Source organism: Pseudomonas sp. BIGb0558 (assembly GCF_024807515.1).
Taxonomy (GTDB): domain Bacteria; phylum Pseudomonadota; class Gammaproteobacteria; order Pseudomonadales; family Pseudomonadaceae; genus Aquipseudomonas; species Aquipseudomonas yamanorum_A.
Window position 1 is genome coordinate 21,856 of record NZ_JANUEW010000051.1, and the last position, 11,636, is coordinate 33,491.

The following is an 11,636-nucleotide window of genomic DNA, read 5'->3' on the forward strand; positions in this document are numbered from 1 at the left end:
CCGGGCGCTGATTAACTGTGGGAGCTGGCTTGCCTGCGATAGCATCACCTCAGTGTTATTGATACACCGCGGTGTCCGCATCGCAGGCAAGCCAGCTCCCACATTTTTATCTCTGTTGGTCAGGAGAGAGTGTGTTGGTCAGCAGGCTTTCGGCCTTCTCGGTGACAATCTCCAGCAGCGCATTCAAGGCGGGCGATGCCTCGCTGCCTTTCAGCGTCAACCCATACAAAGTCACCACCATCGGCGGTGACAACGGGCAGGCATCCAGCCCGGCTTCCCGTGCACCCGTGGCGGTGAATGGGTCGACAATCGCCAGGCCTTCTCCGGCTTCAACCATGCTGCGCATCATCTGGTAGGTCTGCACCCGCGTCTGCACCACCGGCAGCGGGCGCAGGGCTTGCAGCTTGCTGTCCAGCAGGCGGCTCAGCGGGTCCTGGCCTTCGAGCCCGATCATCGACTGCCCGGCCAGCTCCTGCAGCGCAATGTACTTCTGCCGAGGTTTCAGCCAGCCATGGGGCGCAAGCAATTGCAGCTTGCCGTGGGCCAGCGGGGTGCTGTGGATTTGCGGGTGTTCCGGGTCGTGCAGGCTCAGCCCCAGGTCGGCTTCGTGCAGCAGTAGGCTCTTGACGATCTCCCGGGTGGAGTGGCTGGAGAGGTTGCACGGCGTGTCTTGAAAACGTCGGCGCAGCACAGCGATCGCCTGCGGCAACAACTGGTTGGCCAACGGCGGGGTGCACAAGGCGCGCAAGGGTGGGGCATGGTGGTGTTTCAGGCTGCTGGCCAGGCGCTGCACCGGCTCAAGGGCCGTATAGAGGTGAGCGATTTCGCCCTGCAGCTCGAGGGTTTCCCGGGTGGCCTGCAAGCGCCCGCGCACACTGGCGAACAGCATGAAACCCAGTTGCAGCTCGGCGTCCTTGAGGGTCGCGTCTACGTCGGCCACAGGCAGTTGCAACCATTCGGCGGCCGTGCCGAGGTGTCCGGTCTGCAAAATGGCCTGAATCACTTCGATATGACGTAAACGCATGGCCGGAGTCTATGTTTAGTGCGATAGGGATTCAATGGCTGAATCCCGGGCGTGGAAAAAAGACCCGGCGCGGGAACGGTCCAACTAGACTTGCACGATCAAGCCTCCTGGCACCTGCAACCAACAGGTCATACAAAGGGCGTATCAACCAAGGGATCCAAGGGGGAGCCTCATCGATGTTCGGTAAAACACAGACGCGCGGGTTTTCGTTGTGGGACCTGCTGGTGGTGGTACTGGTGGTGGGTGTGCTGGCAATTGCGGTGGGGCCGCGGCTCTTTGGCGACGTGACCGAGGCAGAAATCGCCACGGCCAAGGTCCAGTTGAACGAGCTGGGCAAGGCGGTGGAGCAGTTTCATCAGGATGTGGGGCGGTATCCAACGGATGACGAGGGCTTGGCGGCATTGACTGCTAAGCCTGCGGGGGAAGTGAAGTGGCGGGGGCCCTATCTCAAGGACGAAGACCTGCTGACTGACCCCTGGGGCGTGGCCTATCAGTACCACTATCCTCCCAGCCAGGCCAAAATTCCTTTTGATCTGTTCTCGTTCGGCAAGGACCGAACACTGGGAGGCGTCGGCGATAATGTGGATATCGCCTATGGGGAATAAGGTCTTATGAAGCGTGGGTCGTTGCCGATTCGCGGGTGATGATGGTGCCCGACTGAATCAATCTGAATTCATCGCCGTCCAGTTTCTCTACACGATCGCCAATGGCCAGCTTGTAGGTAATGGTGGGCGCCGAGCCAGTCAGGTCGCCTTGGGGCGGGTTGGATTCCTGGAACTCATGCACCGAATAAACGCGACCTTCTGCGTCTCTGGCATGGAACTGTCCGACAAGTACTGCTGCCATCTGTTTAGAACCTCTGGAGATAAACACTCGATTTGCGGTTCTGTAGACCGTAGGAGAGCGGGGTAGTTTACCTATGGAAAAAAAATACTATTCGTTGACTTTTTCAGACATTACTTACAAGTCCGTCTGCGGTGTAAACGTCCCTGGAGATTGCAAAAACACGCTGGTGATAGCGCCGCGCAGGCTCTATAACTACAAGCTCCTTAAGTCAGAAACCGGGAAACCCCAATGAGCAAGGTCTACACGATTGCCGTACTGGTCGGCAGCTTGAGAAAAGAGTCGATCAACCGCAAGGTCGCCCTGGCATTGGCCGAGTTGGCGCCCGCCAATCTCAAGTTGAACATTGTCGAAATTGGCGATTTGCCGCTCTACAACGAGGACATCGACGGTGCTGCACCGCCGGCAGCCTACAGTACTTTCCGCCAGCACGTGCGTTCATCCGACGCGGTGCTGTTTGTGACCCCCGAATACAACCGCTCCGTGCCAGGTGTATTGAAGAATGCGATTGACGTTGGTTCACGCCCTTACGGCCAAAGTGTCTTCAGCGGCAAGCCGGGCGCGGTGATCAGCGTGTCTCCCGGTGCCATCGGCGGTTTTGGCGCCAATCACCATCTGCGCCAGTCGCTGGTGTTCCTTGATGTGCCGTGCATGCAGCAGCCGGAAGCCTACCTGGGTGGCGCGGGCAGCTTGTTTGACGAGTCGGGCAAGGTGTCGGAAAAGACCAAGCCGTTCTTGCAGGCGTTTATCGATGCCTATGGCAAGTGGGTGGAAAAACAGCACGGCTAAACCGCAATCCCCGTAGCAGCTGTCGAGCCCCAGCGAGGCTGCGTTGGCCGCGCTGCTGATGTCGAGCCTGGCACGAGAGCCAGGCGCGCCCGACGCAGCCTCGCTGGGGCTCGACAGCTGCTACGGGGGGCGGCGTTAATCAGGCCAGGCGGTCGGCCAGGGCGATTGCCTGTTCGCCGGTGTGCTGGCGCGAGGCCAGGTCGACTTCGGGGCCCAGGATGGTTTTCTCAACAAACAGTGAGTGCACATCGGTTACCCCGATAAACCCCAGCCACGCATCCATATAGGGCTTCTGAAAGTCCATCGGTTGCGCCGCAGGCTCGGAAAAATCCATACCTCGTGCATACACATTCACCGCCGTCTTGTTGTGCAGCAGCCCACGCAAGCCGTGCTCGGGGCTGAATTCAAACAGCACATCTTTCTGCGATACCACGTCGATAAAATGCTTGAGCTTGTAAGGCACCGCGAAATTCCATAGCGGAACCGAGAACACCAGTACGTCAGCCTTGTGCAGGTGAGCGGCAAGGCTTTTCAGGGCGGCCCAGGCGGTCTCCTGTTCTTCGGTCAGCGGCGTGCCGCTCAGGCCGGCGTACTTGGCGTCCATCACCGGGCCGTCGAATTCCGGCAGGTCCAGGCTCCACAGGTCGAGGGTCAACACTTCGGTATCCGGCGCGTTCTGCTGGTAACGGGCAATAAACTGGCGGGCGATTTCCAGCGAGGCGGAACGCTGTTTGCGGGGTGAGCATTCGACGTGCAAAAGGACGGTCATGGTGGGTCTCGGCGGTAGGGGAAAGGACCCGAGCATTGCAACATAGTGGAACTTGAAATATAAATCGTGTTTCAACGCCTGATTAATCACGAATACGCATATGTTCGATGCCTTGTTACTCAAGACCTTTGTCGCGGTGGTGGACGAGGGCGGCTTCAGTCGCGCTGCCGAGCGCCTGCACCTGACCCAATCGGCGGTCAGTGGCCATTTGCGGCGCCTGGAAGAACAGGTGGGCAAGCCGCTGCTTACGCGTACCACCCGTTCGCAACAGCTGACGGCCGATGGCGAGCGCCTGATGGCCTATGCCCGGGGAATTCTGGCGCTCAACCGCGATGCCTGGGCCGAGCTGACGCGCTCGGCGTTCAGCGGCAACCTGCGTGTCGGTGTGTCGGAAGAGTTCGCCGATGCCCGGCTGCTGCGGGAGTTGCAGGTGTTGGCGGCCGACTTCCCGGGCATGCAGGTCAGCGTCCAGGTGAGTATTCCGGGCTCATTGCTGAGCCTGATGAAGCAGGGCGAGTTGGATGTAGTGATCGGTTCGCTGTGTGAGTCCAGCGAGCCTGGGCTGGCGTTATGGCAAGAGCCATTGGTGTGGGCCTGGTCGGCGCAACCGCTGGGTACATTGCCAACTCCGTTGCCCCTGGCGCTGTTTCCGGAACCCTGTCCTTACCGCGAGGCGGCGTTGACCCGTCTTGCGCAGGCCGGTATCCCCCAGCGTACGGCCATGCTGTGTACCAGCTATGCCGGCTTGCACGCCGCGGCCCTGGCGGGTTTTGCCATTGCACCGATGGCCCGCAGCCAGGTGACCCAAGGCTTGGCGGTGCTCGGCACCGAGCATGGCTTGCCGCCCTTGCCCGATGCCGAGTTTCGCCTGTTCAGTGCGCCGGATGCCGACCCGCGAGTGGTCGAGGCCATCACGGCGCTGATCGTGCGCTACGGTGCTACCCGGCGCTATTAACGCAACCAGTTGGTCCGCGCCAACTCGATCACTTCATCACCGCGCCCACTCATCACCGCCTTGAGCATGTACAGGCTGAAGCCCTTGGCCTGTTCCAGCTTGATGCTGGGCGGCATCACCAGTTCCTGGGTAGCGGTGACCACGTCCACCAGCACCGGGCCGTCGTGGGCCAGGGCGCGGCGCAGGGCCGGCTCCAGGTCTTCGGACTGCTCGACGCGAATGCCGAGGATGCCCATGGCGTTGGACATGGCGGCAAAGTCCGGGTTCTTCAGCTCGGTGCCGGTGTCCAGGTAGCCCGCGGCTTTCATCTCCATGGCGACGAAGCCCAGGGACGAGTTGTTGAACACCACGAGTTTCACCGGCAGGTTCAACTGCGCCAGGCTGATGAAGTCGCCCATCAGCATGGTGAAACCACCGTCGCCCGACATCGAAATCACCTGGCGCCCGGGAAATGCCGCTTGCGCGCCGATGGCCTGGGGCATGGCGTTGGCCATCGAACCGTGGTTGAACGAGCCGATCAACCGGCGCTTGCCATTCATTTTCAGGTAGCGCGCCGCCCACACGGTGGGTGATCCAACGTCGGCGGTGAAGATCGCGTCGTCGTCGGCCAGTTCACTGAGCAGCCGCGCAACGTATTGCGGGTGGATCGGCCGGCCGGCCTTTGACGGCTCGGCCAGGTCATCCAGACCCTGGCGCGCTTTCTCGTAATGCTTGAGGGAGGTTTCGAGGAAACTGCGATCCGTCTTGCGGTTCAGGCGCGGCAGCAGCGCCTGGAGGGTTTCGCTGACGTCTGCGGCAATCCCCAGGTCCAGGGTGGCACGTCGGCCCAGGGCCTGCGGGTTGCGGTCGACCTGGATGATCTTCGCGTCGGTGGGGTAGAACTGGCGGTACGGGAAGTCGGTGCCGAGCATGATCAGCGTGTCGCAGTTGAGCATGGCGTGGTAACCGGAGCTGAAGCCGATCAGGCCGGTCATGCCGACGTCGAACGGGTTGTCCCACTCCACGTGCTCCTTGCCGCGCAGGGCATGCACCACGGGCGCGCCAAGGGCGTCGGCCAGGGCCACCACTTCATCGTGGGCGCCGGCACAGCCGCTGCCGCACAGCAGGGTGACCTTGGCGCTGTGTTCAAGGATATCGGTGAGGCGTTGCAGGTCTTGTTCCGCCGGCAACGTACGGGGTGCCAACAGGGCCGGCCATGGCTTGAAGGTGTCTTCCACTTCCAGCAGCGACACATCCCCGGGAATCACCACCACCGCCACGCCACGGTTGAGGATCGCCGAGCGCATGGCGCGGTGCAGCACGTGGGGCATCTGTTCGGGGTTGGTCACCAGCTCGATAAAGTGGCTGCATTCCTTGAACAGCTCCTGGGGATGGGTTTCCTGGAAGTAGTTCAGGCCGATCTCGGAGGAGGGGATCTGCGCCGCGATGGCCAGCACCGGCACATGGTTGCGATGGCAGTCGAACAGCCCGTTGATCAAATGCAGGTTGCCGGGGCCACAGCTGCCGGCGCACACCGTCAGTTCGCCGGTGGCGGCCGCTTCGGCGCCAGCGGCAAACGCCGCCACTTCTTCGTGGCGCACGTGCATCCACTCGATGCTGTCCATGGTGCGCAGGGAGTCGGTCAGGCCGTTGAGGCTGTCGCCGGTCAGGCCCCAGATGCGCTTGATGCCCGCCTGTTCAAGGGTGGTCGCCAATTGCTGGGCCAGGGTGATTTTCGCCATGAAGAACTCCAATCGTCAGTGAGGGTAAAAAGCTGCTGATCAGTAGAGGACAGTTCCATGGCGCTGAATGCTCCCCGCTCAATGTGAAGAATTGGTCATCGCGGCGCGATATTGACGGGTACGGCGGGCGATAAACAGTTGGTCCTTGATCAGGGCCAGCAGTGGCGAAACCCCGGGTTTCGGCTGGCGGCCACGGCTCAGGCGGCGTAGCTGATAACGCACCACCGCCATGCTCGCCAGGCTGGCCAGGGGTTTGCGCTTCCAGCGGATCGGCGGCAGTTGCGGGTTGAGGTCACGGCCGGCGCGCCATTGCTTGATCAGGTGCGGCTCCAGGGTGAGGGCGGTGGCGATCCCGGCCATGGCGATGCCGCTGTCGAGCACTTGCTGCACGATGGGCAAGCGCCGGATACCACCGGTGACCATCACCGGCATGCTGGCGACTTTCGCCAGGTCGCTGGCCATCTCGATGAAATAGGCTTCGCGGGCCAGGGTGCGTCCGTCGCGGGCTTCGCCTTGCATGGCCGGGGCTTCGTAGCTGCCGCCTGACAACTCCAGCAGGTCGATGGCCAGCGGGTTGAGCAACTCGACCACGGCGCGGGCGTCGGCGGCGTCAAACCCACCGCGCTGGAAGTCGGCGGAGTTGAGTTTCACCGCCACGCAGAAACCCGGGCTGACGGCAGCGCGCACGGCCTTGATCACCTCCAGCAGGAGCCGCGCGCGGTTTTCCACGCTGGCGCCCCAGCGGTCTGTGCGCTGGTTGCTCAAGGGTGAGAGAAACTGGCTGAGCAGGTAGCCGTGGGCCGCGTGGATCTGCGCCCCGTTGAAGCCGGCCTTTTCGGCGAGACGCGCGCTGGTGGCGAAGCGCGTGATGACGTCCTGGATGTCGTCCTCGGTCATCGCCTTGGGCTGGGCGAACATCTTCGAAAAGCCGCCAAGGTCGAGGGGCACTGCCGAAGGCGCCAAGGTCTGCTGGCCGAGATTGGCCATGGTCTGGCGGCCCGGGTGGTTGAGCTGCACCCAGAACTGCGCACCCTTGGCCCGACCGATATTGGCCCACTGGCGAAATCTGGCCAGGTGGCGTTCGTCCTCCAGCACCACACCGCCGGGGCCGGTCATGGCGCGGCGGTCGATCATCACGTTGCCGGTCAGGATCAGGCCGGGCTCGCCTTCGGCCCAGGCTTGATACAGGCGCATCAGGGCCTCGGAAGGCGCCTGGTCGGCATCCGCCATGTTCTCTTCCATCGCCGCCTTGGCGATGCGGTTACCGATGACCTGGCCGTTGGGCAATTGCAATGCTTCAAAGGGCGACATGCTTGACTCCTCACAATGGGAGCGCTCAGGCTAAGCTTAAAGGTAACTTTAAGGTCAATGGGGTGGGCGATGAATATCGGTGAACTGGCGGAACGCAGTGGATTGGCGGCGTCGAAGATTCGTTTTTATGAAGCCCAGGGGTTGATCCAGGTGGAGCGGCAAGGCAATGGCTATCGCCGTTATCCCACGCAGACGTTGCAGACGCTGCAATTGATCCAGGGCGCCCAGCGGGCGGGTTTCAGCTTGCAGGAGTTGAAGGCCTTGATGCCGGATGACGCACCCAGTGAGGCCAAGCGCGCCGATATCGTCTCAAGGCTGGAACGCAAAATTGCACAGATAGAAGAGCTGCAGGCCCGTATGGACGAGAGCAAGGCCGAGCTGCGTGCCGTGATCGCAACGATCCAGTCGCACCCGCAAGGCACGCCGTGCACCCAGGCGCAGGACAAAGTCTGGGCCTCGATCGAGGCGCATAAAAAAACGCCGCGCATCTGACGATACGCGGCGTTCGTTTACAGCAACAAAACCTTAGGCTTGAACCACAGGAATGTTGGCGTTTGCAGCGGCTTCACGGAACTCGGCGATCTGGTCAAAACTCAGGTAGCGATATACGTCGCTGGCCATGGTGTTGATCTTCGCGGCGTATTCCATGTACTCCTCGACGGTCGGCAGGCGACCCAGGATGGAAGCTACCGATGCCAGCTCGGCCGAAGCCAGGTAGACGTTCGCGCCGTCACCCAGGCGGTTCGGGAAGTTACGGGTCGAAGTCGACACAACCGTCGAGTTCGGTTCTACACGTGCCTGGTTACCCATGCACAGCGAGCAGCCCGGCATTTCCATGCGCGCGCCAGCCTTGCCGTAGATGCCGTAGTAGCCTTCTTCGGTCAGTTGGTGAGCGTCCATCTTGGTCGGCGGCGACAGCCACAGACGGGTTGGCAGCTGACCCTTGACCTGATCCAGCAGTTTACCGGCAGCGCGGAAGTGACCGATGTTGGTCATGCACGAACCGATGAACACTTCGTCGATCTTCTCGCCTTGTACCGACGACAGCAGACGGGCGTCGTCCGGATCGTTTGGCGCGCAGAGCACAGGCTCCTTGATGTCGGCCAGGTCGATCTCGATGATTTCAGCGTATTCGGCGTCAGCATCGGCAACCATCAGCTCAGGGTTGGCCACCCAGGCTTCCATCGCTTGGGCGCGACGTTCCAGGGTACGCGCATCGCCGTAGCCTTCACCGATCATCCAGCGCAGCAGGGTGATGTTGGAGTTCAGGTATTCGGTGATGGATTCTTTCGACAGCTTGATGGTGCAACCGGCAGCCGAACGTTCAGCCGAGGCGTCGGACAGCTCGAAGGCTTGTTCGATGCTCAGGTTGTCCAGGCCTTCGATTTCCAGGATGCGGCCGGAGAAGGCGTTTTTCTTGCCTTTCTTCTCTACGGTCAGCAGGCCAGCCTGGATCGCGTAGTAAGGAATGGCGTGAACCAGGTCACGCAGGGTGATACCAGGCTGCATTTCGCCTTTGAAGCGCACCAGGATCGATTCCGGCATGTCCAGCGGCATAACGCCGGTGGCTGCGGCGAACGCTACCAGGCCGGAACCGGCCGGGAACGAAATGCCCATCGGGAAACGGGTGTGGGAGTCGCCACCGGTACCGACGGTGTCCGGCAGCAGCATGCGGTTCAGCCAGCTGTGGATGATGCCGTCGCCTGGACGCAGCGATACACCGCCACGGGTCATGATGAAGTCAGGCAGGGTGTGGTGGGTGGTCACGTCGATCGGCTTAGGGTAAGCCGCGGTATGGCAGAACGACTGCATTACCAGATCGGTGGAGAAGCCCAGGCACGCCAGGTCTTTCAGTTCGTCACGGGTCATAGGACCGGTGGTGTCCTGGGAGCCGACGGTGGTCATCTTCGGTTCGCAGTAGGTGCCTGGACGAACGCCAGCCACGCCGCACGCCTTGCCGACCATTTTCTGCGCCAGGGTGTAGCCCTTGTCGCTTTCGGCCGGAGCTTCCGGCAGTTTGAACAGGGTCGAAGGTGGCAGACCCAGCTCAACGCGAGCCTTCTCGGTCAGGCCTCGGCCGATGATCAGCGGGATACGACCGCCGGCACGGACTTCGTCCAACAGGACCGGGGTCTTCATTTCGAAGGTGGTCAGGACTTCATCGCTGTTGTGCTTGGTGACTTTGCCAGCATGCGGGTACAGGTCGATCACGTCGCCCATGTTCATGTTGGTGACGTCGAACTCGATTGGCAGTGCGCCGGCATCTTCCATGGTGTTGTAGAAGATCGGGGCGATCTTGCTGCCGAAGCAGAAGCCGCCAGCGCGCTTGTTCGGCACGTAAGGAACGTCGTCGCCGAAGAACCACAGCACCGAGTTGGTGGCCGATTTCCGCGACGAACCGGTACCGACCACGTCACCGACGTAGGCGATCGGGAAGCCTTGGCCGCGCATTTCTTCGATCTGCTTCATCGGGCCGGTCTTGCCTTGCTCATCCGGCACGATGCCTTCACGGGCCATTTTCAGCATGGCCAGGGCGTGCAGCGGGATGTCAGGACGGGACCAGGCGTCCGGGGCAGGGGACAGGTCGTCGGTGTTGGTTTCGCCAGTCACCTTGAATACGCGCAGGCTGATCTTGTCGGCCAGGGTCGGGCGGTTCTTGAACCACTCGCCGTCGGCCCAGGACTGGATCACGGCTTTAGCGTGTTCGTTGCCGTTCTTGGCTTTTTCGGCGACGTCGTGGAACGCGTCGAACATCAGCAGGGTGTGCTTGAGTTGGGTGGCAGCGACGGGAGCCAGGGTGGCGTCGTCCAGCAGCTCGACCAGTGTCACGATGTTGTAGCCGCCTTGCATGGTGCCGAGCAGTTCAACAGCGCGTTTCTTGTCGATCAGGGGAGAAGTGGCTTCGCCCTTGGCCAGGGCAGACAGGAAACCGGCCTTGACGTAGGCAGCTTCGTCAACGCCTGGTGGAATGCGGTTGGTGATCAGGTCAACGAGGAATTCTTCTTCGCCAGCCGGGGGGTTTTTCAGCAGCTCGACCAGGCCTGCGGTTTGTTCGGCATTAAGCGGCTGGGGAACGATACCCAGGGCTGCACGCTCTTCGATATGTTTGCGGTAGGCTTCAAGCACAGTTATTACCCTCATCAGTGGTCCCACGGGACGCTCATCCAGAAATGCACGGCACGCATGCGCTCGGGGGCTTTTTGGGCCGTAGAGCCAGCGCTGCCGGCAATCCTCACAGAAGCTGCTTTCAAAGTTTTACGCCTGCAGAACGGAGCTGATGAGGGTTGGCGCTGGCTATTTACCGGGTAAATAACCATCGCCAACACCGTTCTTTAGGAACGACTGTGCTCGTGACGCTTTGAAAACAGCTTCCAACGGATTATTGGCGCCTTACAAGGCCGGATGATTCTACGGTAAAAAATGTCTGAACGTAAGTTGCCTTGCCAAGTTTGCAGGGTGATCAACCTTAGACAAAGGGCTAACATGTGCAACTGTTTCGCTGATTTGTGCGTTGTCGACCATGTCCAACCAGACCATCAAGACCCCCTGCGTAGGCCTGTGCTCCACGGTTTACGGCGATCTCGTGTGCCGGGGTTGCAAGCGGTTTCACCATGAGGTGATTCAGTGGAACGGGTATAACGAGGAGGAAAAACGGGCGGTTTGGCTCAGGCTTGAGCAGTTGTTGGTGCAGGTGATGGCGGGGAAGCTTGAGGTGTTTGATCCGAAAATGCTTCGGGGGCAGCTTGAGCAGCGCAAGATTCGGTTTGTGCCGCATCAGTCGGAATACTGCTGGGCCTATCAGTTGATTGCCCGGGGGGCTCGGGTGATCAGCAATCTTGAGGCTTACGGGATGGTGTCGATGCCGGAGTTTCGGGAGTGGGGGTTGCCTGAGTTGCGTGATGCGATTGATCGGGAGTTTTTTATTTTGTCTGAGGCGCATTATCAGCGGTATATCGCGCCGGGGTTTCTCAGGGATGCTCTGTGATTGAGTACATATCCGTTGTTTAGGTAACGGCCGCTTATGGTTCCGCTCTTACAGCGGGTCACTTTTGAAAAGCGCAAAAGTAACCAAAACGCTCTGCCCCGCCTGTCGGCACCTCGCCCAGGCTCGGTGGTCCCTCACTCCGGTATTGCTCCGCGGGCCGCCGCGACGGGGCGTCCCTGCCCCGTCGCGGCTAAACCGGCGTCCTGCCGGTTTACCCGCTCCTCAATCCCTGCGTTCGG

Annotated in this window: 11 protein-coding genes; 5 read left to right on the top strand and 6 right to left on the bottom strand. The window is 61.1% G+C overall.

The window, feature by feature from the left end; translation table 11 throughout:
* Positions 1 to 106 precede the first annotated feature (106 nt).
* On the bottom strand, positions 107 to 1,024 hold the full coding sequence (locus M2400_RS30800; RefSeq protein ID WP_259201297.1) for a LysR substrate-binding domain-containing protein: 918 nt from the start codon (positions 1,022 to 1,024) through the stop codon (positions 107 to 109).
* Positions 1,025 to 1,200: 176 nt separating this feature from the next.
* On the opposite strand from M2400_RS30800, the gene gspG reads away from it, so the two are divergent.
* Complete coding sequence (gspG, locus tag M2400_RS30805; protein ID WP_259201298.1) at positions 1,201 to 1,629, top strand: type II secretion system major pseudopilin GspG; 429 nt, start codon at positions 1,201 to 1,203, stop codon at positions 1,627 to 1,629.
* A gap of 4 nt (positions 1,630 to 1,633) precedes the next feature.
* On the opposite strand, the gene M2400_RS30810 is transcribed toward gspG, so the two are convergent.
* A complete protein-coding gene (locus tag M2400_RS30810; RefSeq protein WP_010171188.1) occupies positions 1,634 to 1,870 on the bottom strand; it encodes a hypothetical protein in 237 nt (78 codons plus the stop codon).
* A 228-nt stretch (positions 1,871 to 2,098) separates the two neighbouring features.
* Here M2400_RS30810 and M2400_RS30815 point away from each other — a divergent pair, with 228 nt between their 5' ends.
* Positions 2,099 to 2,656, top strand: coding sequence for an NADPH-dependent FMN reductase (locus M2400_RS30815; protein ID WP_177048924.1), 558 nt, complete (start codon positions 2,099 to 2,101; stop codon positions 2,654 to 2,656).
* A 139-nt stretch (positions 2,657 to 2,795) separates the two neighbouring features.
* Here M2400_RS30815 and M2400_RS30820 read toward each other — a convergent pair whose 3' ends face one another.
* Positions 2,796 to 3,425 carry an FMN-dependent NADH-azoreductase gene (locus tag M2400_RS30820; protein WP_177048925.1) on the bottom strand — a complete coding sequence of 210 codons (630 nt, stop codon included), beginning with the start codon at positions 3,423 to 3,425 and terminating at the stop codon, positions 2,796 to 2,798.
* 100 nt (positions 3,426 to 3,525) lie between these two features.
* Here M2400_RS30820 and M2400_RS30825 point away from each other — a divergent pair, with 100 nt between their 5' ends.
* On the top strand, positions 3,526 to 4,380 hold the full coding sequence (locus tag M2400_RS30825; RefSeq protein ID WP_177048926.1) for a LysR family transcriptional regulator: 855 nt from the start codon (positions 3,526 to 3,528) through the stop codon (positions 4,378 to 4,380).
* Here M2400_RS30825 and poxB read toward each other — a convergent pair.
* A complete protein-coding gene (poxB, locus tag M2400_RS30830; RefSeq protein WP_259201300.1) occupies positions 4,377 to 6,101 on the bottom strand; it encodes a ubiquinone-dependent pyruvate dehydrogenase in 1,725 nt (574 codons plus the stop codon). The genes M2400_RS30825 and poxB overlap by 4 nt on opposite strands.
* Before the next feature lie 78 nt (positions 6,102 to 6,179).
* Positions 6,180 to 7,412 carry an NADH:flavin oxidoreductase/NADH oxidase family protein gene (locus M2400_RS30835; protein WP_259201301.1) on the bottom strand — a complete coding sequence of 411 codons (1,233 nt, stop codon included), beginning with the start codon at positions 7,410 to 7,412 and terminating at the stop codon, positions 6,180 to 6,182.
* Between the two features lie 69 nt (positions 7,413 to 7,481).
* On the opposite strand from M2400_RS30835, the gene M2400_RS30840 reads away from it, so the two are divergent.
* Entirely contained in the window at positions 7,482 to 7,904 is a 423-nt protein-coding gene (locus M2400_RS30840; RefSeq protein ID WP_177048928.1) for a MerR family transcriptional regulator, read from the top strand.
* Positions 7,905 to 7,937: 33 nt separating this feature from the next.
* Here M2400_RS30840 and acnB read toward each other — a convergent pair whose 3' ends face one another.
* Positions 7,938 to 10,538, bottom strand: coding sequence for a bifunctional aconitate hydratase 2/2-methylisocitrate dehydratase (acnB, locus tag M2400_RS30845; RefSeq protein WP_177048931.1), 2,601 nt, complete (start codon positions 10,536 to 10,538; stop codon positions 7,938 to 7,940).
* Between the two features lie 394 nt (positions 10,539 to 10,932).
* Between acnB and M2400_RS30850 the strand changes: the two genes are divergently transcribed.
* Complete coding sequence (locus M2400_RS30850) at positions 10,933 to 11,397, top strand: DUF1289 domain-containing protein (RefSeq protein WP_259201302.1); 465 nt, start codon at positions 10,933 to 10,935, stop codon at positions 11,395 to 11,397.
* Positions 11,398 to 11,636: the final 239 nt, after the last annotated feature.